Origin of the sequence: Streptomyces sp. NPDC090499 (genome assembly GCF_044769305.1) — a bacterium.
Classification (GTDB): Bacteria; Actinomycetota; Actinomycetes; order Streptomycetales; family Streptomycetaceae; genus Streptomyces.
The window spans coordinates 19,636-44,452 of sequence record NZ_JBIVXP010000008.1 but is presented as its reverse complement, the minus strand read 5'-3'; the positions used below and the strand labels follow the sequence as shown (position 1 = coordinate 44,452).

Genomic DNA, 24,817 nt, shown 5'->3' with positions numbered 1-24,817 from the left:
CAGGAGTTCCACCATGGCCGACCGGCCCAGCAGCACGCCCACCGCCGCCAAGCCCGCCGTCCCGGCCGCCAAGCCCGCCATTCCGTCGCTCGGCGGCCGGAAGCCGAACTTCCGGGAGCGGGTCGTGGACGTCCTGCGGGCCGCGCTGATCGCCGGTGAGCTGCGCCCCGGCGAGGTGTACTCGGCGCCGGGGCTCGCTCCCCGCCTGGGCGTCTCCGTGACCCCGGTGCGCGAGGCCATGCTGGAGCTGGTGAAGGAGGGCATGGTCGAGATCGTCCCGAACAAGGGGTTCCGGGTCACGGCCGTCTCCGAGCGGCAGCTCGACGAGTACACGCACGTCCGGTCCCTGATCGAGATCCCGACGACCGTCGCCCTCGCGGCCACCGCCGACCCCGACGACCTGGAGGCGTTGCGCCCGGTCGCCCTGGAGATCGTCACCTCGGCCGTGAAGGGCGACCTGATCGCCTACGTCGAGGCCGACCTTGCCTTCCATCTGCGGCTGCTGGCGCTGGCGGGCAACGACCATCTCGTCGAGGTGGTGCGGGACCTGCGGCGCCGTTCGCGACTGTACGGGCTGACGGCGCTGGTGGCGGCGGGACGCCTGAAGGCCTCCGCCGAGGAGCACGTGGAGCTCCTCGACGCCCTGCTGGCCCGTGACGAGCAGGCCGTGCGCGAGATCATGACCCGCCACCTGGGCCACGTCCGCGGCCTGTGGGCGGCCCGCCGGCCCGAGCGCGGCTGAGCGCGGCTGAGCGCGGCTGAGCGCGGCTAAGCGCGGCTAAGCGCGGCTAAGCGCGGCTAAGCGCGGCTAAGCGCGGCTAAGCGCGGCTAAGCGCGGCTAAGCGCGGCTAAGCGCGGCTGAGCGCGGCTGAGCGCGGCTGAGCGCCGCGCCGCAGCCGCCGCGACAGGTCGTCGGCCGACCGCGACGCCGCCGGACCGCCTGCACTTCGCCGGACCCGACGAGCAGCTCCCGCGAACTACGCTCCCGGATGGGCGAGTTCGATGTCGTGGTCGTGAACGTCGGCGCCGAAGACGGCCACTCCGGCAGCGTTCGGCGGGTAGCCGGTCGCGACGACCGTGTACTGTCCGCTGTCCAGGTCGGAGAAGGCGTACGCGCCGTCGTCGCCGGTGGTGGTCGTGCCGACGACGTTGCCCGCGGCGTCCACCAGCGTGACCCGGGCGTCGGCCAGCGGGCCCCCGGCTCCCCGGACGGTGCCGCGCACATGGGCGCCGGGCCGCAGTTCGACGTCGACCCGGGTGGTCCCGGTCCCGGCTATCTCGACGGGCAGGGCGAGCGGCCGGTGCTTGGGTGAGCTGACGGCGAGGGTCACGGTGCCCGGCACCAGCTCGCCGACCACGAACTCGCCGAGCCCGTCGGTCTGCTGGGTGGCGAGCACGTCCCCGCGCACGTCGGTGACGACCACCGTGGCTCCGGCGACCGGCGCCCCGCTGTCCGCGGCCCGCACCAGTCCGGCCAGGCCGCTGCTGCCGGTGAGCAGCAGGTCGTACGCGACCGGTGCGGAGCTCACGACGAGGGTGGTGGCCTGCGGCCGGCAGCCGTCGGCGGAGGCGATCAGGACGTACGTCCCCTCGCCCGGTGCGGCCACCGCGTAGCCGCCCTCGGCGTCCGCGACCGCGCGGCCCAGCTGGCGGCCGCCGAGGGAGATCAGGGTGACGGCGGCCCGGCCGACGCCGGTTCCGTCGGCGCCGCGCACCCGGCCGTGCACCTGGATGCCGTCGTCGCCGACGACGAGGACGGGCCCGGGGACGGTCGGCGCAGCCGCTGCCGCGCCCGGCGGCTCCTCGGCCGCCGGTCCGGCCGCCGGCTGCGGCGCCCCGCCCGTCGCGGCGACCGGCTTCCGGCGCGGGATGAACGCGGCCACCAGCAGCGCGAGGACCGCCGCGCCCGAGCCCGCCGCCATCACCACCTTGAAGCCGTTCTCGGAGGGCACGGTCACCGAGCCGAAGGCGGTGGTCATCTGGGCCAGGATCACCCCGGCGACGGCGCTCGCGGTCGACGTGCCGATGGACCGCATCAGGGTGTTGAGGCTGTTCGCGGCGGCCGTCTCGTGCGGGTCGACGGCGCCCATGATGAGCGCGGGCATCGCGCCGTAGGCGAAGCCGATGCCGGCGCCGATGATGCAGGAGACCAGCACGAGCTGCCAGACGGCGTCCATCAGCACGATGTTGAGCCCGTACCCGGCGGCCACGATCACCGCGCCGCACATCAGGGTGATCTTCGGGCCGAAGTTCTTGGAGATGAGGGCCGACAGGGGCGCCATCGCCATCATCACCAGGCCGGTCGGGGCCATCACCAGGCCGGCGGCGAGCAGCGACTTGCCCAGACCGTAGCCGGTCGCCTGAGGCAACTGCAGGAGCTGCGGAAGCACGAGGGACATCGCGAACATCGAGAACCCGAAGGCGATCGAGGCGAGGTTCGTGACGAGGACCTGGCGGCGGGCCGTGGTGCGCAGGTCGACCAGCGGTTGCCGGGTGCGCAGTTCGTAGAAGCCCCAGGCGAGCAGGACGACCACGGCGGCGGCGAACAGGCCGAGCGTGGTGCCGCTGGACCAGCCCCAGTCGGCGCCCTTGGAGATGCCGAGCAGCAGGCAGACCAGGCCGGCCGCCATGCCGAGGGCGCCGGGCAGGTCGAAACGGCCGCCGGTGCGCACCTTCGACTCCGGCACGAGGACCAGCACGAGCAGGGCGGCGACGACGCCGAGTGCGGCCGAGGTCCAGAACAGCATGTGCCAGTCGAAGTGGTCGGCGATCAGCGCGGCGGCGGGCAGGCCGAGGGCGCCGCCCACGCCTAGGGAGGCGCTCATCAACGCGGTGGCGGAGCCGAGCCGTTCGGCAGGGAGTTCGTCGCGCATGATGCTGATGCCGAGCGGGATCACGCCGGAGGCCAGCCCCTGCAGGGCGCGCCCGATGATCATCGGCACGAGGGTGTCGCTCAGCGCGGCGGTGACCGAACCGGCGACCAGCATGACGATGCTGGTCAGCAGCATCAGCCGCTTGCCGTACATGTCGCCGAGCCGCCCCATCACGGGGGTGGCGACGGCGGCCGCGAGGAGGGTGGCGGTGACGGCCCAGGCCGCGTTGGAGGCCGAGGCGTTGAGCAGCTTCGGCAGTTCGGGCACGATGGGGATCACCAGGGTCTGCATCAGCGAGACCACGATCCCGCCGAAGGCCAGCACCGCGACGACTACGTTGGCCCGCGGCGCGGCGGGGTCCCCGGCGACGTCCGGCCGGGGCTGTGCATGGGACATGGTCGGGCCTCCGTTGGGCCGCTGGGGTCTGCACGACCCTCCCGAATGTAAGTCAATTGATTGACTTAAGCAACCAGGATTCGGGGGCTGCGCGGTGAAGATTCGCCGCACGTCCGGCGTCGCGTCAGCTCGACTCGCGCACCACCAGCCGGCACGGCACCGTGTGCACTCCCGGCTCCGGCTCGGCGTCGATGGCCTGCAGCAGCCGCAGCGCGGCGATCCGCCCGATCTCGGCCAGGTTCATGTCGACGGTGGTGAGCGGCGGCCGGCAGGCGAGGGCCATGGTGTCCCAGTTGTCGTAGCCGACCACGGCGATGTCCCCCGGCACGCCCTTCCCCCGCTCGCGCAGGGCGTCCGCGACCCCCCGGGCGATCTGGTCGTTGCCGCAGAAGACGGCGTCCGTGCCGGGTGCCGTCCGCAGCACCGCGTCGGCGGCGCGCCGCCCCCAGGCCTCGCTCCACTCCCCGAAGTGCACGCGTCCCGCGGCGAGTTCGAGGCCCGCCTCGGCCAGGTGCCCGACGGCGTGCCGGGCGCGGTCGCGGGCGGCCTGGTGGTGTTCGGGCCCGGTGACGTGGGCGATGCGGGTACGACCGGTGGCGAGCAGGTGCTCGACGGCGAGCCGGGCGCCGCCGTGGTCGTCGGTGACGACGGAGGTGTCGTCCGGGTCGGTCGACGGGGAGAGGGCGTAGACCACCGGGATCGCCGGGTCGATGCCGGTCAGCGGCGGGCGGGGGTCGGTACGGCGGCCGGCGACGATGATGCCGTCGACCCGGCGGTCGGTGAGGGTGCGCAGGTGGTGCTGCTCGCGGATGGCGTCGCCGCGGGTGTCGCAGAGCAGGACGGAGATCTTCCCGGCGCCCAGCGCGTCCTCGGCACCGAGCAGGACCGGGGTGCTGAAGCGGCCGATGCCGTCCGTCGTCATCAGGCCGACCGTCCAGCTGCGGCCACTGTGCAGGCTCTGCGCGTGCTGGTTGGGCCGGAACCCGAGCGCTGCCACCGCGTCCAGCACCCGCTGCCGGGTCTCCGGGCGCATCCGGCCGGCGCCGTTCAGCGCCTTGGACGCCGTACCGACGCTGACACCGGCGAGCGCGGCGACATCGGCGAGCCTGGCCCGGCCGGTCGGCGGAGAGTCTGGAGCAGAGGTCACGGGCAAACCTTTTCCTTGACGGTTTCTCGACCGCGCTGTTTCTCGACCGCGTCGCCCATCGCACGGCGACAGAGCCGCCCGCCATCCTCGCAGCCGGTCGAGTGAAGCACCAGATCCGGCGGGCAAGTTGAGAAATCCGCGCCGGGCGTCTTGACCCTTCCCTCCGACTGCCCTGTACTTCTCGGCGAGAAAACGGTTGCTCAAATTGGTCTCACGCTTCGGCACGCCCGAGGCTCCAGACAGCGTTCGACATATCGACAGCACTGACGTCAGGACGCCCAGCCCCCCTCCTCACCCCGGAGAGCCATGCCCCGCACCCACTCCGCCCTGCCGTCCCCTCTCGGCCCGGTCCGTCCCACCCCCGACGCCCGTACCGCGCTGCGCCCTGCGGCCGTCGACGTCGACGGCGGCTTCTGGCACGACCGCCGCGCGACCAACGCCGGCGTCTCCCTCCCACAGGGCCCGGACCTGCTGGAGTCCGCCGGAAACCTGCACAACCTGCGGCTGGCGGCGGGCACCGCCGAGGGCGCGTTCCAGGGCGCGTACCCGTTCGTCGACACCGACGTCTACAAGTGGCTGGAGGCGGCCTCCTGGCAACTCGCCGATGAGGGCGCCGAATCGCTGGCCGCCGACGTCGACCGGATCGTCGCCCTGGTGGCCGCCGCCCAGCAGCCCGACGGCTATCTCAACACCTGGTTCCAGCTGGTCAAGGGCGGAGAGCGGTACCGGGACCTGCGCTGGGGCCACGAGCTGTACTGCGCCGGCCATCTGATCCAGGCCGCCGTCGCCCACCACCGCTCCACCGGCCGCACCAAACTCCTCGACGTCGCCCGCAAGTTCGCCGACCACATCGACTCGGTGTTCGGTCTCCCCGGCAGCGGCAGGCCCGTCGACGGCATCGACGGCCACCCGGAGGTCGAGACGGCGTTGGTGGAGCTGTACCGGGAGACCGGTGAGCGCCGCTACCTCGACCTGGCGGGCTACTTCGTCGACCGGCACGGCCACGGCCTGCTCGACGGTGACGCCTACAGCCAGGACCGGGTCCCGCTGCGCGAGGCGACGAACGTCGAGGGCCACGCCGTACGGCAGTTGTACCTGCTGGCGGCGGCCGCGGACCTGGCGGCGGAGACCGGGGACGCCGAACTCCGGGCGGCGGGCGAGCGGTTGTGGCACGCCATGACGACCACCAAGACCCACCTCACCGGCGGCGTGGGCGCGCACCACGACAGGGAGGACTTCGGCGACCCCTACGAACTCCCCAACGAGCGCGCCTACTGCGAGACCTGCGCCGCGATCGCCTCCGTCCAGTGGAGCTGGCGGATGGCTCTGCTCACCGGCGAGGCCCGCTACTCCGATCTGATCGAGCGCACCCTCTACAACGGGTTCCTGGCCGGGGTCTCGCTGGACGGCGAGCGCTGGCTGTACGTCAACCCGCTCCAGGTCCGCGACGGCCACACCGACACCGGCGGCGACCAGTCGGCCCGCCGCACCCGCTGGTTCCGCTGCGCCTGCTGCCCGCCCAACGTGATGCGGCTGCTGGCGAGCCTGCAGCACTACCTGGCGTCGAGCGACGAACAGGGCCTGCAGATCCACCAGTTCGTCACCGGTACGTACGCGACCGACCGGGTCCGGGTGCGGGCCGAGACGGACTATCCCTGGCACGGCACGATCGCGTTCACCGTCGAGGAGACCCCCTCCGACGGCCCCTGGACGCTGTCGCTGCGCATCCCCGAGTGGTGCCGGGAGTTCCGGGTGCGGTGCGGCGAGGAGACCTACGACTCGCCGGCCGACGACGGCTGGCTGCGGCTGTCGCGGACCTGGACGCCGGGCGACCTGGTGGTGCTGGAGCTCACCCTGGAGCCGCGGCTCACCGCCGCCGACCCGCGCGTGGACGCCGTACGCGGCTGTGTGGCGATCGAGCGCGGGCCGCTCGTGCACTGCCTGGAGCAGGTCGACCACCCCGGCGGCGGTCTCGACGACATCGTCCTCGACCCGTCCCGGCCGCTCGCCGTGAAGCACCGCCCGGACCTGCTCGGCGGAGTCACCACCGTGGTGGCCGCGGGCCGGCGCCGCCGCATTCCCGACCGGGGCTGGTGGCCGTACGCCCCCGCGACCGGCCCGGCGGCCGAACCCGAGGGCGAGCCGGTCGAGTTGACCGCGATCCCGTACCACGTCTGGGCCAACCGCGAGGACGGCAGCATGCGCGTCTGGCTCCCCACCTCCTGAGACACCCCGTCCTACGACAACGAGGTCACCCCGTGATACCCACCCGCCGTACCCTCCTGGCCCTCACCACGGCCGCCCTGCTCCCCCTCACCGCCTGCGGTGGCGGTTCCGGCTCCTCGGGATCGTCGTCCTCGGCCGGCGGGACGTACACCTTCTGGGACCCGTACCCGCAGTTCGACGCCTCCTCGGACTGGGGCAGGCAAGTGGCCGCGTGCGGCACCGCGGCCGGGGTGAAGCTCAAGCGGACCGCGTACGACACCACCGACCTCGGCAACAAGGCGCTGCTGGCCGCCCAGCAGGGCAACGCACCGGACGTGATGCTGGTCGACAACCCGGTGGTCTCCACGCTGGTGGAGGCGGGCATCCTCAACAAGACGAGCGACCTCGGCCTCGACACCGCGTCCATCCAGAAGAACATCATCGGCGCGGGCACGATCGACGGCGCCTCCTACGGCGTCCCGATCGGCGCCAACACCCTCGCGCTCTACTACAACAAGAAGGTGCTCGCCGCGGCCGGCGTCGACCCGGCCTCCGTCAAGGACTGGGCCTCGCTCACGGCCGCGCTGAAGAAGGTCGCGGCGGCCGGGAAGAAGGGGATCACCTTCTCGGCGATCAACACCGAGGAGGGCAGCTTCCAGTTCCTGCCCTGGTTCTGGGGCGCGGGCGGCGACCTGACAAAGCTCGACTCCGCCAAGGGAGTTGCCGCGCTGGCCCTGTGGAAGCAGTGGGTGGACGCGGGGTACGCCCCGAAGGACGTGCTGCAGAACACCCAGACCACCAGCTGGCAGGAGTTCGCCACCGGCGACTACGCGTTCAGCGAGAACGGCACCTGGCAGCTGGGCAACGCCGACAAGGCCGGGTTCGGCTACGGCGTCATCAACATCCCCGCGCAGAACGGCGGTTCCGCGCCGGTGCCGACGGGCGGCGAGTTCGTCACCGTGCCGGTGCAGAAGGACACCTCGCGCTATGACGTCAGCAAGAAGATCGTCGCCTGTCTGACCAGCTCCACGAACCTGCTGGCCACCGACACCACGCTCATGTACGTGGCGCCGACCTCGGCCGTGCAGACCGAACAGGTTGCCAAGAACGCCGAGTTGAAGCCATGGGTGGCGGCGGTCGCGGCGGCCCGGGGCCGGACCAGCGGCGGGCTCGGCACGAAGTACCCGACGATCTCGCAGCCGATGTGGACGGCCGTCCAGGCGGCGCTGTCGGGGAGCAAGAGTCCGCAGGACGCGCTGAGTGCTGCGCAGGCTGCGGCGGGGAAGGGCTGAGCGGTGGCTGTGAATCTGCGGGTGCGTGGGGGCTTGCCGCGCCACGCGGCGGAGCCGCAGGTCGATGCGGCCCCGCGCCCCTACGGGGGCGCTGTGCCGCGGGGAGTTCGCATGTCCCCCGCGCTTCGAAGCAGGCTGACGGCGCTTGCCTTCGTGACGCCCCTGCTCGTCTACCTCGCCGCCTTCTACCTCTACCCCCTCTACCGCAACCTCGATCTGAGCCTGCGCGACTACACCGTGCGCTCCTTCGTGGCGGGCGACGCACCGTTCTCCGGCTGGGCCAACTTCCGCACCGTGCTGGACGATCCGACGTTCGGTCCCGCGATGCGGCACACGATGGTCTTCACCTTCGTGTCGATCGCCTTCCAGTACGTGATCGGTCTCGCTCTCGCGGTCTTCTTCAACCGGCACTTCCGGCTGTCGACCGTGCTGCGGGCGCTGTTCCTGATCCCGTGGCTGCTCCCGCTGATCGTGTCGGCGTCCACCTGGTCGTGGATGTTCAACAGCGAGTCAGGGGTGGTGAACTACTTCCTGCACTTCCTCGGCGTCGCCCCGGTCGGCTGGCTGACCTCGCCGGACTGGGCGCTGGTCTCGGTGATCGTCGCCAACATCTGGATCGGCATCCCCTTCAACCTGGTCATCCTGTACAGCGGCCTGCAGAACATCCCGCGTGAGCTGTACGAGGCGGCGGCGCTCGACGGGGCGGGTGCCTGGCAGCAGTTCCGCCGGATCACCTTCCCGCTGCTGCGCCCGGTGTCGGCGATCACCCTGCTGCTCGGGCTCGTCTACACCCTCAAGGTGTTCGACCTGATCTGGATCATGACCAAGGGCGGTCCCGGCGACGCCTCCTCCACGCTGGCCACCTGGTCGTACCAGCTCGGCTTCGGCACGCTGCTGCCCAAGTTCGGCCCCGGCGCCGCGGTCGGCGACATCCTCATCCTGATCGCCCTGGTCTTCGGCCTCCTGTACATCCGCGTCCAGAGGAGGCAGGAGGCGTGAAGTCCCGTGGCTACACCCTGGTGGGTCTCGCCCTCACGGCACTGATGCTGTTCCCCGTGTACTGGATGGTCAACGTCTCCCTCACCCCGCAGCAGGACATGCGCAAGAGCCCGCCGGACCTGCTCCCGCTGCACCCGACCTTCGAGGGCTACAAGGCGGTCCTCGACGACCAACTCCCCTACCTGGGCACCAGCCTGCTGATCGGCCTCGGCACGGTCGCCCTCACCCTCCTGCTCTCCGCTCCGGCGGGCTTCGCGCTGGCGAAGCTCCGGCCCCGCGGCGGCGGCGCCCTCGGCCTGGCGCTCCTCGTCGCGCAGATGGTCCCCGGGATCGTCATGGCGATGGGCTTCTACGGCATCTTCCTGGACCTCGGTCTGCTCAACTCCTGGTGGGGACTGATCGTCGCGGACTCCACCATCGCCGTGCCGTTCGGCGTCATGATCTTCACCGCGTTCATGTCGGGCATCCCCGGCGAACTCGTCTCGGCCGCCCGGATCGACGGCGCCGGTACCTGGCGCACCTTCCGGTCGGTCGTCCTCCCACTGAGCCGCAACGCGATCGTCACCGTCTCGCTGTTCGGCTTCCTGTGGGCCTGGTCCGACTTCGTCTTCGCCAACACCCTCGACGGCGGCGGCAGTTGGAAGCCGATCACGCTCGGCATCTACAAGTACATCGGCAACAACAACCAGGAGTGGAACGCGATCATGGCGACCGCCGTCGTCGCGTCGGTCCCCGCGGCCGTCCTCCTGATCCTCGCCCAGCGCTATGTGGCCGCGGGCGTGACCGCGGGCGCGGTGAAGGACTGAACCCTCCGACTCGCCCACTTCCTGAGGAGATCCATGCCATGAGCCGCATTCCCCGCAGAGCCGCCCTGGGTGCCGTGGTCCTCGCCGCCGCCGCCCTCGGCACCACCGCCCCGGCCCAGGCGTCCCCCACCTCCGCCACCACCCTCGTGGTGAGCGCGAACCAGACGCTGCGCTCGGTCACGCACGTCGCCACCGGCAGCCTCTACGGCCTGGACACGGCGAGCGTCCCCGCCGACAGCCTGGTCGAGCCGCTGAAGCCGAACACCTTCGTCCAGATGGCCCCCGGCGGCAGCCAGCTGCCCAACGGTGAGTCCAGCCCCGGCGGCGACGCCCTGGTAGTCGCCCCCGAGGCGGCGAAGGCCGGCGCCAAGGTCGTCGTACGGATGCCGGACTGGTATCCGAACTTCCCCTACAAGTGGGTGAGCTGGAGCGACTGGCTGTCGGCCGTGGACAAACAGGTCGCGTCCGTGCAGGCGTCCGGCGCCACGAACATCAGCGCCTACGAACTGTGGAACGAGCCCGACGGCACCTGGGACACCTCGGCGGCGGGCGCCTTCGACGACGGCTGGTCACGGACGTACAAGGAGGTCCGCGCCAAGGACGCCGCCACGCCCGTCCAGGGCCCCAGCTTCGCGACGTACACCGACAGCAAGATGAAGACGTTCCTCCAGGACGCCATCGCGAACAACACGGTGCCGGACATCATCGCCTGGCACGAACTCCAGAGCAGCGCGAACATCGCCGCGCACGTGGCCGACTACCGGACGCTGGAGTCGAGCCTCGGTCTCAGCGCGCGCCCGATCGCCATCGAGGAGTACGGCACCACGGGCGAGGTCGGCGTCCCCGGGCCGCTCGCGAGCTACGTCGCCAAGTTCGAGCGGGCCGGCGTGCACGACGCCGAACTCGCCTTCTGGAACCACTACGGCACCCTCGGCGACACCCTCACCGACACCGGCGGCTCGCCCAACGGCGCCTACTGGCTGTACAAGTGGTACGGCGACATGTCCGGGAACATGCTGGTCACCACGCCTCCGGCGCAGACCGGCATCGACGGCTTCGCCGCCCGCAACGCCGCGGGCAACCAGATCAGCGTGGTCAGCGGCGGCTGCACCGGTTCGTGTGCCGTCACCGTCAACGGGCTGTCCTCGCTCTCCGCCTTCGGCAGTACCGTGCACGTCAAGCTGGAGTACACGCCGTCCAAAGGCCGGACGACCGCGGTCTCCGGGCCGGTGACGATCTCGGACACCGACTACGCGGTCAGCGGCGGCTCGGTCACCGTACCGGTGACGATGAACGCTTCCGACGGCTACCACCTGACCATCACCCCGAGCGGAACCGCCACCTCACTGGCCAGCCGCTACCAGATCACCAACAGGAACAGCGGCCTCGCCCTGGACACCAACGGCGCGGGCACCGCCCAGGGCACCCTCGTCGTCCAGGCGGCCTCCTCCTCGGGCACCGACCAGAACTGGACCCTGGTGGCCGCGGGCAACGGCCTCTACAAGATCCAGCAGCAGGCGAGCGGCCTGCTCCTCGGCATCACCAACGCGGGCACGGGCGACGGCGGCACCGCCCTGATCTGGGGCGACAACGGCACCGCCGACCACCTCTGGCAGCTGATCCCGTCCGGCGACGGCTACTACAAGATCGCCAACTACAACAGCGGGCTGCTGCTCGGGGTGACCGGCATGAGCACCTCGTCCGGTGCCCAGGTCCTCCAGTGGGACGACAACGGCACCGCCGACCACCTGTGGAGACTGACCGCGCGCTGACGTGCGCCACAGTGAACCCGAGCACATCCGTGCGGGGCGACGAGCTGCATTCGTTGCCCCGCACACCTCTACTCGATGGATTTGCAGACGGAAAGGTCGACCCGCCCCCACCTTCCCAGGACCGCAGGTCCGACTGCCGACAGAACCGAACAGGTGACCAGCAACGCGCGGTTATCGTGACGGGACTCATCGAACGCGGACAGAGCTGGCGGAGGACGGGCGGTGTCGGACGAGGGGCGGCTGGTCGCCGGGCGGTACCGGCTGACCGAGCGGATCGGGCGCGGCGGCATGGGCACCGTGTGGCGGGCCGAGGACGAGGTGCTGGCCCGGCAGGTCGCGCTCAAGCAGCTGCATCCCCGCCCGCACCTGTCCGACGACGAGCTGGCCACCCTCTACGAGCGCACCCGTCGCGAGGCGCGCAGCGCGGCCCGGGTCGTCCACCCCAACGTGGTCGTCGTGCACGACGTGGTGGACGACGACGGCCGCCCCTGCATCGTCATGGAGTACGTCCCCGCGCCCACCCTCGCCGACCTCCTCGACGGCGGCCGGACCCTGCAGCCCGAGGAGGCCGCCCGGATCGGCCTCGGCATGACCGGCGCGCTGCGCGCCGCGCACGCCGCGGGAGTCCTGCACCGGGACGTCAAGCCCGGCAACGTGCTGCTCGGCCCGGGTGACCGGGTCGTCCTCACCGATTTCGGCATCGCGCTGACGGTCGGCTCGTCGACGCTCACCCAGACCGGCCAGATGGTCGGCTCGATCCCCTACATGGCCCCGGAGCGGCTGCGCGGGCTGACCCCGGGACCGGCCTCGGACCTGTGGTCGCTGGGGGCCACGCTGTACCAGGCGGTGGAGGGCCGGCCGCCGTTCCGGCGCGAGACCGCGATGGAGACGGCGTACGCCATCGTCAGCGACCCCGTGGAGCCGATGAAGCGGGCGGGCCCGCTGGAGCCGCTCGTCCGGCTGCTGCTCGCCAAGGACCCGGCGGACCGGCCCTCGGCCGAGCAGACCGAACGGGCGCTGCTGGCGACCTGGTCGGGAGCGGTGACGGAGGCGACCCGAAGCCGGCCGACCGCACCGGTGCCGACCCGGGCACAGCCGACAGCCACCGGCACCGGGCGGCGGCGCACCCGACGGCGCCGGGGCATCCTGACGGCCGCGACGGTCTCCCTCGTGGCGGCCGTCGTGGCAACGGCGGCCCTCGTACTCCCCCGCACCCACGCCGACAAGCACGCGGCGAAGACTCCGGCGACCACGGCGAGCCCGGCCGCCTCCCCCTCGCCACTCCCCCAGGGCTACCACCTCGTCGCCGACAAGACCCTCGGCGTCGCCTTCCCCGTCCCCGACGGCTGGACCGCGGGCACCCGGGCCACCGACGAGGTCACCTACAAGGACCCGACCGGCCTGGCCGGCGTCACCGTCGGCATGGTGGAACCAGCCGGCGCGAACCCCGTCACGCACTTCGCGGACATCGAGGCCAACACCAAGGTCAACTACCCGACCTACCGCAGGCTGCGGATGCAGCGGACGGCGTTCCGCGGGCTGCCGGCCGCGGCCTGGGAGTTCACCTTCCGGGGCCGGGCCCGTGTCTTCCGCGCCATCGACCTGGGCTACGGCAGGGAGGGCGGCCGGGAGTACGACATCTACCTCTCCGCGCCGGACGCGGCATGGGGCACCTACCGGCCGGTCTTCGACAACGTGAGGGACGGATTCCGGACGACCGGCTGACCGCTCGGCAACGGGGACCTCGGGCCGCTAGGTTGTCCGACATGAGCAACCTTGACCGCGCGCCCGTTCCGAGCGTGTGCGGCGGCCGCGGATTCGTCGTCGCCGAACCCGTCCGCGAGCTGCTGAGCCCCCGCCACGTGAAACTCGGCGAGTCGACCGAGGTGCGCCGGCTGCTGCCGAACCTCGGCCGCCGCATGATCGGTGCCTGGGCGTTCGTCGACCACTACGGCCCCGACGACATCGCCGACGAGCCCGGGATGCAGGTTCCGCCGCACCCGCACATCGGGCTGCAGACGGTCAGCTGGCTGCACCAGGGCGAGGTCCTGCACCGCGACTCGACCGGCAGCCTGCAGACGATCCGCCCGCGCGAGCTGGGCCTGATGACCTCGGGCCGGGCGATCAGCCACTCGGAGGAGAGCCCCAAGTCGCACGCCCGGTACCTGCACGGCGCGCAGCTGTGGGTGGCCCTCCCGGACTCCCACCGGCACACGGACCCGAGGTTCGAGCACCACCCCGACCTGCCGACGGTGACGGCCCCCGGCCTGACCGCCACGGTCGTCCTCGGCTCCGTCGACGGCGCGACGTCCCCCGGTACGACGTTCACCCCCATCGTCGGCGCGGACCTGGCCCTCACCCAGGGCGCCGACCTCCGCCTGCCGCTGCAGCCCGACTTCGAGTACGGCGTCCTCGCCATGTCCGGCGAGGTTCACGTCGACGGCGTGCCGGTGCTCCCGGGCTCGATGCTCTACCTGGGCTGCGGCCGCACCGAACTCCCCCTGCGCGCGGAGTCGGACGCGGCGATCATGCTCCTGGGCGGCGAGCCGTTCGAGGAAGAGCTGATCATGTGGTGGAACTTCATCGGCCGCTCCCAGGACGAGATCGTACAGGCCCGCGAGGACTGGGCCAAGGGCACCCGATTCGGCGAAGTAAAGGGCTACGACGGGGCCCCGCTCCCCGCGCCGGCACTGCCCCAGACCCCGCTCAAGCCGCGAGGACGGGCCCGCTGACCAGGCAAGACTCTAGATACTCCCACCCAGCGCCCAGAGTTCCCCGGACGTCCACGTCACCTTGACGTTCACTGACGCAAGTCACCTCGGAGGCCGCTGCAGCGGCGCCTCCGAGGGACTTCCCGATTCCAAGCTGTGGGCATCTGTGGGCAGCTTTGCCAGGACGAATGCTGACCCAATGCTGACTTTACTGACAAGTAATCAGATTCCGAGACGGTGGGGCGCTCAACTCTGGTGAAGCACGGCTGCGGATGTCAGCGATGCGCCGCGGTCATCTCACGACGGAATGGCCGAGGTGGCTTCGAGAGCCACAACGGATCAGCGAGTCACCTGACAACCCTCTTGTGCAGGTTCCACAAACTCGGGCGTGCCACAACGACCGCACCTCGAAAGCACATCCGACATCTCTCGTACACCCCTCCCCGCGGGCGTGGGGAGCAAGCCGGCCCCGCGGTAGTGCAGCGCCCCCTTCGGGGACCATCCCCGCGGGCGCGGGGGTGTTCCCGTCTACCGGCTCGAAGAGGACCTGCTGGACCTCTGCTCCCCGCACCCGCGGGGGTGTTCCCGAGTGGCGCGTCACGACGGGGGACCCCACCGTCTGCTCCCCACACCCGCGGGGGTGTTCCCGGCCTCGTGGTCGCCGTCCGCCCGGCTATGGGCTGCTTCCGGCACCCGCGGGGGTGTTCCCACCCTGTCCGGCCCGCGTGCCTTCATCGTCTTCTGCTCCCCGCATCTGCAAGTATGTCCCCGCTTCAGACCGCGGCGTCACCGCCCCTGGTCACTTCCATCGCCTCCCGCCGCACGGCAGGATCAGCCCCATGAGACTTCTGGTCATGGGCGGGACATGGTTCCTGGGCAGGCACATCGTGGACGGAGCACTGGCGCGGGGCTGGCAGGTCACCACCTTCAACCGCGGGCGCTCCGGCCGCGATGCGGACGGCGTGGACGCGGTTCACGGAAACCGCACGAACCCCATCGACTTGGAGCACCTTGCCGGGCACGGGCCGTGGGATGCCGTGATCGACACATCAAGTTCCGAACTGCCCCCGCGTGACGTCCTGGCAGCGGTGACCGCGCTGCGCCCGGCTGCCCGCCGATGGGTGCACATCTCCACTGTGTCCGTGTACGAGGGATGGCCTCACAAGCCGCTCAACGACGCGTCACCGCTACTCGACTGCCCCGCGGACGCCGACGAGTCCTACGGCTACACCGGCCCGGACGGCTCCCCCACCCAATACGGGTTCCAGAAGGCTGGTGGCGAGCGCGCCGTGACCGAAGTGTTCGGCGACGGCGCGGTATTGCTGCGCCCCGGCGTGATCCTGGGGCCAGGTGAGTACGTTGGCCGACTGCCCTGGTGGCTGGAACGGGCAAAGCGCGGCGGTCGTATCCTCGCCCCGGCTCCGGCGGAGCAGCGCATCCAGCCGGTAGATGTCCGTGACGTCGCCGCCTTCGCCCTGAACCAGGCAGCCGGCTCGGCGAGCGGCGGCTTCAACATCACCCATCCTAAAGGCATCACCTTCCGTAGCTTCCTCGAAGCGTGCCTTGCCGAGACGGGTGGCGCCGGGGCACCGGCGTGGGTGAACCCCGGGGTGCTGATCGAGCAGGGGGTGAAGCAGTGGACAGAGCTGCCCCTGTGGCGCACGCACGCAGGGGTGTGGGCCGTGGACTCCAGTCACGCCGTAGCTGCTGGGTTTCAGTGCCGGCCACTTGCCGACACCATCCGGGACACGTGGCGCTGGTGGGCCGGGGACGGGCGTCCCGTGGATCACCCGCGGTGGGCGGAACACGGGATCGCCCCGGAGAAAGAGGCGAAGATCCTCGCCTCCCTATAGCTCAGCTCTCGATCGCGAGCAGCCCGACGTGTGGGCCTATGCGGTGCGGTGGGGAGACACGGTTGAACTCCTCGACCCGCTCCCTGAGTTCTCTGGGGAGCGGAGAGCCGTGGTACTCAGGCCTGTTCAGGTGGCGGCCGATGCGAGCCGTCCGGACGACGATGCCTGTCTGCCGGCGCTCCTCGGGAACCTCCCACACCAGCTGTAGGGCCTCGGCCGCACCGTCCACGTCGCTCGCGATGAGGCGAGCGTATGCGAGGTCAGCGGCCGCACCTGCCCGCACGTGCGCCGACTGCTCCTCGGCCGGCCGCCGCTCGATGAGGCCCAATGCGCGCCGTGCGTCGGCTTCGGCCTGCGCGGCGTCGCCGATGACCAAGGCCGTTGTACTGGTCGACATGGCTAGGCGCTCCAGTGAGAAGGCGAACTCCCCGCCGATCCCGTCGTGCAGATCGTCCCGGTGCCCAGGGCCGTCCTCCGAGGACAGCAAGATCGCTCGTCGGGCCGAGGAGACATCGCCGAGGTGCGCGTGCGCCCGCGCCTTGATCGCCTGGTGCCGTCGGCGCGCCATGTCCCCGAGACCGCCGTAGGCAAGAGCCCGGGTGGCCTTTGCTACCGCCTCGGTGGCGTTGCCGGTGTGGTAGGCGATGTACGCGAGCGTGCCGTCAGCGAAGGCTTGCAGCGGCGTGAAGCGAGTTGTCTCACCGAACACGGCGGCCGTACGCGCAAGGGCTCGGGCGCTCGGGAAGTACCCGAGGTTGAACGCTGCGACCGCGAGCAAGGCGGCGGCCTGCCCGTTAAGGATCATGAGCTGTTGTTGCTGGACGGGAACCTGCGTTCGGTCTCGGTGCCGCTCGATCGCCAAGCGCAGCCGGTCGACGGTCTCGTAGGCTTCGGCGGGTGGCACCAGGTGGTACCTGCGGGCTATGCCCTCCACTTGGTCGCGTAGTTCGTCGATGGTGTTGTCGGAGATGGACGCCGAAGCAGTTGAGTCGGCGCCCTGAAGGGCTTCTTCTGCGGTCATTCGAACTCGCTCTTCCAGGTCTTTCGCGGGTGCCTGGGGATCCGCCTTCGGCGGCGGCCCGAACAGCTGCTCAGCCGTGTAGCCGGGCCACATTGCTTCAAGAATCTGGCAGGCCTCGGTGACGGGAAGCCCCTGTAACTGGCCGCCTGTCCACCGTCGGAACTGAGTCTCGCCACATGTCGGGCTGGCGCTGCTGTTCCCGAAGAGCTGCACGCCAAGCGCGGTGAAATTCTTCGAGAACCGGCGGTAGGTGGCCTTGTCCCGGGCGCACAGCCACGCGAGCAGCGTCCTTGGCTCAGTCCTCATTCCGCCCCCAGTCTGCGAGACGCGGGCCGTCGGCCCGCGCATCGATCCCCTTCTCCGGAAGGGGATACCGCTATTGCCCCACAGGGCAACCTCTCCCGAGCAGAAGCCACTTTGAAGCTACCCCGAGGCCACGTCGCTCGCCCGGAGGTATCGAAGAAGCCACGTCGCAGGTCATGGCGGAGCCACCTGGAGTGGGTGAACTCTGATCGCCTACTTCGCTGTGAGTGCTCGACCGGACACAGAAGCCAGGGAGTAACCGCAATGCCTCCAAAACCTGCCGAACTGACGAGCCTGTCGATGGCACCGTTGCTCGTTCCGGTCCGATACCCCGTAACGGACGGATTCGACATCGCGGTGCCGGCGGCTGCGTCGAGCGTCAGGCAGGCACGGCGGGTCGCGCGGGCCTGGTGCCGCTACTGCAGACTGCCAGCTGACCTGATCGACAGCGTGCTTCTCATCGTCTCCGAGATGTGCGCGAACGCCATCCTGCACGGCGGGTCCGACAGCATCGGCGTACGGGCGTGGCTGCCGTCCTTCGGCGTGCTGCGCATCGAGGTCGCTGACTACACCCCTTCCCAGCCCCCCACGGTGCAGCCCCCGTCTGCCGACAGCGAGAACGGCCGCGGCCTGTTCCTCGTCGACGCCGTGGCGGCGGAAGCGGGGGGCAGTTGGGGATTCACTGCCGACGGCACCCGCGCTTGGTGCACGCTCCCCCTGCCCACGAAGGCCTCTGATCAGCAGCCTGCCGCTCCGGAACCTGATCACCGCTCTCCGGCCCGAGCCCCTCAAGCCTCAGCCCCAGTTCCGGCAAGCTTCTACGCCCACCCCTAATCCCCAAGGCCTCCCCCATGCCTGATTCCTTAGCGACCGGTGCCACTTACGCACGCTTTGCCCCCAACGGCACCCCCGATGACATGCATCTGATCGTCAGCCCGATCGGCGCCGATACCGACTTGCGTAACGCCTTACAGGACCTGCAACTGGGGCGCTTTCACGCCGCCCAGGACCTCCTCCGAATGACGGGCCGCAACTGGGGGCTGAGGACGAGCCGCAGCCAGTTGCTGGCCGCCGGCGCCAGCGAGCCGGGCGTCTTCAAGATGTGGCTGGACGAGGAACCGGACGACCCGGACGCGGCGATGATGTGGGCGCGGGTGCTTGCCCGGGCCGCGCTCAATGCCCACCGCCGAGGCAAGAGCAGGGACGTGGTGGGGCGGGCCGCCCAGTTGGCCGCGCAGGCGTGCAATCGGGCCAGTGACCTGTTGCCGGAGTGTCCGGTGCCGTGGGTCGACAGACTCCAGCTCACGCAGCTTCCCTACAAGCCGGAGTATTTCGACCCGCACGCACAGGCCCGCCCGATCCCGTGGGACGTGCTGCCTCCCACGGTCGGCGTGCACGATCACGGGATGTATCACCGTGGCCCCTGGCCCCTTCTGCGGGAGATCGACGCCCGTCACCCGGGCAACCGCGAGGGCTATCACCGCATGCGCCAGTATTTCCAGACCCGTCAAGGTACCGCGGCTTCGATGGACTTCTCCTGCTGGATGGTCCTCTCGGAGCCGCCCAGCCCGGAGCTGTGGCTGCTGCCCGTCTACGCCCTCGTGGACAAGTACCGCAAAGAGCACGGCGAGGACGGGGAGACGGGCACGCTGCGCTTCTGGCAGACAGCGAGCGCCGGGCTCCACGCCACCAACGCCTACAGCAGATGGTTCGCCCAGATCCCGCCTGTTGACTACCCGTGGGTGTCCATGACGGACCTCAGCCACCTGGCCCACGCCCTGGTCGCGAACGGTGAAACCCAAAGGGCCGCCGATGTGCTGCGGGCCATGGGCCCCTACGTCACCGCCCAGCCCTGGCAGGACGTCAACAAGGTCTTGGGCCGCTCCAAGAACTGGCAGGACCAGTTCCTCATGACCCGCGCCTCCACGCTGCGCCGTTGGCCCGTCGCGCACTGAGCCGCCACAGGCCATCACTCCTGGCGTTCAACGCCTCCTACCTGTCCCTTCCCCTCTTCCTGACTCGAAAGTGACCTCCGGTGTCTCACAGAAGAACCAGCACAACGACCGCCGATACCGACGACGATGTCCTGGCCCAACTCGGGATCAGGCCCGAACTCAGCCGCCGTACAAGCGCGTTCCAGAACTTCGCGATCAGCCTCACGGTGATCTGCATCCTCGCCGGCGGCCAGACGATGTTCGGGTTCGGCATGATCCACGGCGGGCCCGTGGTCATGCTCGGCACCTGGATAGCCATCGGCTTCTTCACCCTGCTCGTCGGGCTGTCCCTGGCCGATGTAGTCTCCGCCTACCCGACGTCGGGTGGCCCGTACTTCATGGCCAGCAAGCTCGGCGGACCCCGATGGGGCTGGCTGGTCGGCTGGCTCAACTTACTCGGACTGCTCGGCGCCATCGCCGGCATCGACTACGGTGCCGCCCAGTTCACCGGCGCCTTCATCCAGATGCAGTGGGGCATCGCCCCCACCGACGCCACCACCATGCTGATCTTCGCGATCATCCTGCTCGTTCACGGTCTGCTGAACTCGGCCGGCGTCCGCGTCCTCAACCTGCTCAACTCCGTGAGCGTGTGGTGGCAGCTCGGCGGCGTCGCCCTCATCGTCGGCGCACTCACCCTCTCCTCCTCCCCCCACCAGTCCCCCTCGTTCCTGCTCACCTTCCACAACGAGGGCGGCCTCCACAGCCCCCTCCAGGTGGTCCTCGTCGGCTCCCTCGTGGCCGGTTACACGTTCTGCGGCTACGACGCCTCCGCCCACATCGCCGAAGAGACCACCGATGCCCAGGTCTCCGCACCCCGGGGCATCGTCCGCTCCATCTGGGTGTCCTGGGTGGCCGGGTTCATCCTCCTCGCCGGCATGCTGCTCGCGGTCCAGGACTACGACGGCACCCTCAACTCGGCGACCGAGGTTCCCCCCGCCCAGATCTTCCTCGACGCCCTCGGCGCGGCAGGCGCGAAGATGCTGATATTGGTCGTGATCGTGGCGATGCTGCTGTGCGGCAACGCGGAGGTCGGCGCCTCGTCCCGCATGGTCTACGCCTTCTCCCGCAGCCGGGCCCTGTGGGGGTGGCAGAGCTGGCAGATGGTCAACGAACGGACCCGGACACCCACCCGCGCCGTCTGGCTGTCGGTCGTCGTGCCGTTCGTCCTCGCCCTGCCCGCCCTGTACTCGACCGCCGCCTACGGGGCGATCACCGCGATCAACGCGGTCGGCATGATCCCCGCCTACGGCATCCCGGTCTACCTCGCCCTGCGCAAGGGCCGCGACTACCGCCCCGGGCCCTGGAACCTCGGGGCCTGGCGCAAGCCGATCGGCATCATCGCCTGCCTCTACGTCGTGGTCATCACCATCGTCTTCTGCCTGCCCCAGAACGCCCCGATCACCACCGACTCCTTCAACTACGCCGGCATCACGCTCGTGATCGCGCTGCTGTTCGCCTGGGTCACGTGGCAGACGCGGGGCAAGAAGGCCTACCAGCTCACCGCCGACCGCACCGCCCAGCCCAGCGAAGCCCTGATCGAAGAAGGCATCTGACCGATGACAACCGACACCTTCCCCGACGAGCTGCGCGGGCTCATCAGCCAGGACGATCTGCGCGAGGTCGTCAAGCAGGGCCACATCCGTACCGTGATGACGGTCGTCCCGGACATGCTCGGCCGTCTCAAAGGCAAGCGAGCCGCCGGCCTCGCCCTCTTCGAGCGGCTCGACGAAGGCGACGGCGTGCGCGTGGGAGAGGCCTGCTCGTACATCCTGACCGCCAACGCCCACATGGAGGCGCTGCCGGGGTTCGACCTGACCAGCTGGCACGACGGCTTTCACGACATGGGCGTCAACGCCGACTGGACCTCCGCGCGCGTGCTGCCGCACATGCCGGACCTGGCCCTGGTCCACTGCGACGCCGTGGACACCGACGGAGCGCCCATCGAAGTCGCACCCCGCCAGATGCTGCGCCGTCAGATGGAGCGCCTGAGTGAGCTGGGCTACGAGCCGAAAGTCGCGTGGGAGAGCGAGTTCGTCCTCTACAACGGCGACCAGCCAGTCGTGAACCGCAACGGCGATTACGACCTGGACCATCCGCCCCGCCTGGGCGACGTCCTCGGCCACCTGGAAGGCGCCCTGCCGGACGCCGGCATCGAGGTGGAGGCCTTCAAGCAGGAAGGCGCGCCCGGACAGGTCGAGGCCACCTTCCCCAAGAGCGGGGTGATGCTGGCCTGCGACAACTTCACCGTCTTCAAGCACGTGGTCAAGCACATGGCGCGACGCCACGGTCTGACCGCGTCGTTCATGGCGGCGCCCGTCACCGGGGTCGCCAGCGGCCTGCACCTCAACCTCTCCCTGTGGCACGACGAACAGCCGCTGTTCGCCATGCCCTCCCCCCGCGCCCTGCCCACCGAGACCATGGGCTACAGCATCGCCGGGCTCATCGCCGCCGTCCCGCACCTGATGCCGCTGTTCGCCGGGAACACCAACGCCTACAAGCGGTACGCGCTACCGCACGCCTTCGCCCCCCAGTTCGCGAACTGGGGCCCCGACAACCGCGGTTGCGCCATACGCGTCGCCGGGCACGGGACCAGCAGCCGGCTGGAGATCCGGCTCGCAGGTGCGGACGCCAACCCCTACCTGGTGGCCGCCGCCTCGCTCGCGGCCATCGCGCATGGCCTTGACGAGAAGCTGGCCGTGCCGAGTCCGTGCCTGGGCGACGGGTACGGCAGTGACGCCTTCACCCCGCTGCCCCGGGACCTCGCCGAAGCGCTGACGGGCTTCCGCCACGGCGTCATGGCACGCGACCTCCTCGGCCTCCCCATCGTCGCCCACTACGGGCGGGCCGCCCAGGTCGAGATCGACGAGCAGCACCGCGAGGTCACCGACGTCGAACGCCGCCGCTTCGCCCTGGCCTGACCAGCCCGCGCACGCGGTTCCACCTTCCTTGCCGCCCGGGAGGCGGCCCCTGGGCGGCAAGGAACCCCATCACCGACCATCCAAGAGAGCTGTACATGACATCTGCTGTGGTCCGCAACGAGGCCGGACGCCGGTACGACGGGCTCGCGGAACGCTTCAAGACGATCGCCGGCGAGACGCTGCCGCTGGTCGAGAGCGTCACCGAACTGTCCCTGCCCCCCGTGGTGACCATCCGGCTGATGGCACCCCGTGCGGTGCGGAAAGCCCACGCGCGCCGCCGGCGGCGGCTGTGGCGGAGCGAATCCTTCGAACTGGATGCATCGGCAGCGGACATGCGCCAGGGCCTGGCCGTCATCAAGGCCCTCACCAAGAGCTATCGCCAGACGTGGTTCCCGACCGGCGCCCAGTCCGTCCTCTTCACCCCCGGGCAGCCGGAGATCGCCGTCGTACCGCGTGCCCTGTGGGAGGGCGGCGTACTCAACAACGAGCGGTTCCACTACACGACGGTCGCGCACGAAGCCACCCACCTGGCCCAGTACGCGGCGACCCAGGGAAAGGCGTGGGCGGGCATGGACACACTCGTTCCTCATCTGCGCGGCATCGCTGACCGGGACTACGGCTTCCTCCTCGAAGGCCATGCCTACTGGGCCGACAGCCAGATCACCACCAAACTCCTCGGTCCGCCGCAGGACAGCACCTGGCCCAGCCCTCACGCCAGCCTGCGCTTCAAGACCCTGGCCACGGCGTGGAAGAAGTCGAAGAAGGGCGACTACCGCGAGCACACCGCGCCCAGCGTGGAGGCCATCGTCGACGCGTACGGCCTGGCCCGCTTCAACACCGTCTGGGAATGCCTCCCCGAGCTCGTTCCGACCCGAGCGGAGACCCAGACGCCTGCCGAGTGGGCGCACCGCTTCAGCGTCCCCGCCGCACGGTAGGCGCCTCATGACCACGGCTCGGGAAACGAGCGGCACCGTCCCCGAAGACGACGGTGTGGTCACCGAGCGGCTGCGCCGGCGTGGCACGCTCGTGCCATATATCACCCGGTGGACGGCGGAGTCCGTTCCCGAGCCGCGCGTCGTCCGCCGCGTCACCCGGGCCGGCGAGGGGATCGGGTCGAGGACGAGGACCCCCGAACCGATCGCCGCTACGGGGTGCTGTGCATCAGGTCGGCTCTCGCCCCGGGCCGTGGCGAGCCGGAATTCCGCTTTGCCCATCCCCACCGGCAGCGGCGGGCGATGGAGCACAGCCTGTGCCAGGTGTGCAGCGGCCCGGCCGGCACCCGGGCCGACGGCCGCACCCTGTTCCTCCTGGGCGGCGCAAGACCCATCGCCGAAGGCGAGACGACGGCCGCGCCGCCCGTGCACCAGTCCTGCGCCGTCGAGGCGACCGAGGGCTGCCCTGACCATTCCCCGCACATCGAACTCTGATCACGAAGGAGACCCCATGACGTCCGCTGTTGACGAGACGCTCGTGCACCAGGATGCCGATCTTCTCGACCGCCTGCGCTCCGTACTCGGCGACCACCCCGCCGGGCCATCGTTCCAGCTCCTGTTCGCGCCCGAGGGACTGAACGTCGCAGCCGACGAGATCCTCGTCCAAAGGCTCGACCCAGATCGAAACGTCATCGAACTGCACCCCCGCAAGATCGCGGACATCGGGCTCGCGGACGTGCCGCACACCTCGCAGACCGTCAGCCTCTCCGACGACGACTTCGCCCGGTACGCACAGAGTCCCATGGCCACTCGGTATCTCCCCCTCTCCAACCCCAAGGGGCACGCGATGGACCCCGGCGCGAACTGACCTGTGATCATGGACGCTACACAGCACCGGAAACTGGCCGGTCAGGTACTCGCCCGGCTCAGTTCGGCCCTTCTGCCCCGCTGGCAGCCCTCGGGGATGCAGTTCGCCCACATACCGTCAGCGTTCGACGCACCGTGGGCGGCCGGACTGCCACTGCCCTCCGCGGCTGACGTGCAGGGCCCCGTCACGCTCATCGACAAAAGCGAATTCCAACGCGAGACGGACGGAGACGTTCTCGCCGACGCGTACTCCTCCCGGCCCCGCACGCGCGTCCTGGAGAGCCTGCACACCCGCTCCGGCGGCTGGCACGCGCTCACCACCCTGCACCTGAGCGGACTACTCCGGCGCAGGATCTCCTGCTCCGTGTTCGAATCCGCCCCGCAGGACCGCACCTCGGGACGGCACTTCGACGACTGGGACGGCGTCATCGTGCAGATGCGCGGCGCGAAACGCTGGCACCTCTGGCCTTCCCCGGACTCCCCCTGCCGGCTCCAGCTCACCACCCGCCCCGGCGACGTGCTGCTCCTGCCCCGCGGCCTCCGCCACGAGGTGACCACGCCGCAGCACTCGATCCACGTCCTGCTGGCCATCACCAACCGCCCCCTCGGCGACCACCCTCCGCCCGCGCACCACGGCGGCGCCTGAGCCAGCGGATCCAGACCTTCCCTCGCGCCGGCCACGGCGGCGTGACCGGCGCACGGGAAGCCACGCACGACCCCACATCCGA

The 24,817-nt window shown here is 70.4% G+C and carries 20 protein-coding genes; 17 read left to right on the top strand and 3 right to left on the bottom strand.

The window, feature by feature from the left end:
• Positions 1–13: 13 nt before the first annotated feature.
• Complete coding sequence (locus ACIQVL_RS27820; RefSeq protein WP_403443124.1) at positions 14–742, top strand: GntR family transcriptional regulator; 729 nt, start codon at positions 14–16, stop codon at positions 740–742.
• A gap of 235 nt (positions 743–977) precedes the next feature.
• Here the strand turns inward: ACIQVL_RS27820 and ACIQVL_RS27815 are convergent, their stop codons facing one another.
• Positions 978–3,269: an MFS transporter gene (locus tag ACIQVL_RS27815; RefSeq protein WP_403476666.1), complete on the bottom strand. Its 2,292-nt coding sequence runs from the start codon at positions 3,267–3,269 to the stop codon at positions 978–980.
• Between the two features lie 124 nt (positions 3,270–3,393).
• Positions 3,394–4,416: a LacI family DNA-binding transcriptional regulator gene (locus ACIQVL_RS27810; protein WP_403476665.1), complete on the bottom strand. Its 1,023-nt coding sequence runs from the start codon at positions 4,414–4,416 to the stop codon at positions 3,394–3,396.
• Between the two features lie 306 nt (positions 4,417–4,722).
• On the opposite strand from ACIQVL_RS27810, the gene ACIQVL_RS27805 reads away from it, so the two are divergent.
• From ACIQVL_RS27805 to ACIQVL_RS27770, 8 genes are all read left to right on the top strand, one after another.
• Entirely contained in the window at positions 4,723–6,642 is a 1,920-nt protein-coding gene (locus tag ACIQVL_RS27805; RefSeq protein ID WP_403476664.1) for a glycoside hydrolase family 127 protein, read from the top strand.
• 32 nt (positions 6,643–6,674) lie between these two features.
• Positions 6,675–7,913 (top strand): extracellular solute-binding protein, encoded by a 1,239-nt coding sequence (locus tag ACIQVL_RS27800; protein WP_403443136.1) that lies wholly within the window; start codon positions 6,675–6,677, stop codon positions 7,911–7,913.
• 111 nt (positions 7,914–8,024) lie between these two features.
• Entirely contained in the window at positions 8,025–8,912 is an 888-nt protein-coding gene (locus tag ACIQVL_RS27795) for a carbohydrate ABC transporter permease (RefSeq protein WP_403476663.1), read from the top strand.
• A gap of 44 nt (positions 8,913–8,956) precedes the next feature.
• Positions 8,957–9,718, top strand: coding sequence for a carbohydrate ABC transporter permease (locus ACIQVL_RS27790; RefSeq protein WP_403476827.1), 762 nt, complete (start codon positions 8,957–8,959; stop codon positions 9,716–9,718).
• Between the two features lie 38 nt (positions 9,719–9,756).
• Positions 9,757–11,490 (top strand): RICIN domain-containing protein, encoded by a 1,734-nt coding sequence (locus ACIQVL_RS27785; RefSeq protein WP_403476662.1) that lies wholly within the window; start codon positions 9,757–9,759, stop codon positions 11,488–11,490.
• 222 nt (positions 11,491–11,712) lie between these two features.
• Positions 11,713–13,215: a protein kinase gene (locus ACIQVL_RS27780; protein ID WP_403476661.1), complete on the top strand. Its 1,503-nt coding sequence runs from the start codon at positions 11,713–11,715 to the stop codon at positions 13,213–13,215.
• Positions 13,216–13,256: 41 nt separating this feature from the next.
• Positions 13,257–14,222, top strand: coding sequence for a pirin family protein (locus ACIQVL_RS27775; RefSeq protein ID WP_403476660.1), 966 nt, complete (start codon positions 13,257–13,259; stop codon positions 14,220–14,222).
• Positions 14,223–15,040: 818 nt separating this feature from the next.
• Complete coding sequence (locus ACIQVL_RS27770; RefSeq protein WP_403476659.1) at positions 15,041–16,054, top strand: NAD-dependent epimerase/dehydratase family protein; 1,014 nt, start codon at positions 15,041–15,043, stop codon at positions 16,052–16,054.
• A gap of 1 nt (position 16,055) precedes the next feature.
• Here ACIQVL_RS27770 and ACIQVL_RS27765 read toward each other — a convergent pair whose 3' ends face one another.
• Complete coding sequence (locus ACIQVL_RS27765) at positions 16,056–17,381, bottom strand: DNA-binding protein (RefSeq protein ID WP_403476658.1); 1,326 nt, start codon at positions 17,379–17,381, stop codon at positions 16,056–16,058.
• A 261-nt stretch (positions 17,382–17,642) separates the two neighbouring features.
• On the opposite strand from ACIQVL_RS27765, the gene ACIQVL_RS27760 reads away from it, so the two are divergent.
• The 8 genes from ACIQVL_RS27760 to ACIQVL_RS27725 all read left to right on the top strand — a co-directional run bounded on the left by ACIQVL_RS27760 (position 17,643) and on the right by ACIQVL_RS27725 (position 24,735).
• Positions 17,643–18,212, top strand: coding sequence for an ATP-binding protein (locus ACIQVL_RS27760; protein ID WP_403476657.1), 570 nt, complete (start codon positions 17,643–17,645; stop codon positions 18,210–18,212).
• 83 nt (positions 18,213–18,295) lie between these two features.
• A complete protein-coding gene (locus tag ACIQVL_RS27755) occupies positions 18,296–19,333 on the top strand; it encodes a hypothetical protein (RefSeq protein WP_403476656.1) in 1,038 nt (345 codons plus the stop codon).
• Between the two features lie 80 nt (positions 19,334–19,413).
• The gene (locus tag ACIQVL_RS27750) at positions 19,414–20,925 is read left to right on the top strand and encodes an amino acid permease (protein WP_403476655.1); all 1,512 of its coding nucleotides are present in this window, start codon (positions 19,414–19,416) and stop codon (positions 20,923–20,925) included.
• Between the two features lie 3 nt (positions 20,926–20,928).
• Positions 20,929–22,290 carry a glutamine synthetase family protein gene (locus tag ACIQVL_RS27745; protein WP_403476654.1) on the top strand — a complete coding sequence of 454 codons (1,362 nt, stop codon included), beginning with the start codon at positions 20,929–20,931 and terminating at the stop codon, positions 22,288–22,290.
• A 95-nt stretch (positions 22,291–22,385) separates the two neighbouring features.
• Positions 22,386–23,225, top strand: coding sequence for a hypothetical protein (locus tag ACIQVL_RS27740; protein ID WP_403476653.1), 840 nt, complete (start codon positions 22,386–22,388; stop codon positions 23,223–23,225).
• 300 nt (positions 23,226–23,525) lie between these two features.
• A complete protein-coding gene (locus ACIQVL_RS27735) occupies positions 23,526–23,717 on the top strand; it encodes a hypothetical protein (protein ID WP_403476652.1) in 192 nt (63 codons plus the stop codon).
• A gap of 16 nt (positions 23,718–23,733) precedes the next feature.
• Positions 23,734–24,090 carry a hypothetical protein gene (locus tag ACIQVL_RS27730; protein ID WP_403476651.1) on the top strand — a complete coding sequence of 119 codons (357 nt, stop codon included), beginning with the start codon at positions 23,734–23,736 and terminating at the stop codon, positions 24,088–24,090.
• A 9-nt stretch (positions 24,091–24,099) separates the two neighbouring features.
• The gene (locus ACIQVL_RS27725; RefSeq protein ID WP_403476650.1) at positions 24,100–24,735 is read left to right on the top strand and encodes a JmjC domain-containing protein; all 636 of its coding nucleotides are present in this window, start codon (positions 24,100–24,102) and stop codon (positions 24,733–24,735) included.
• Positions 24,736–24,817 lie beyond the last annotated feature (82 nt).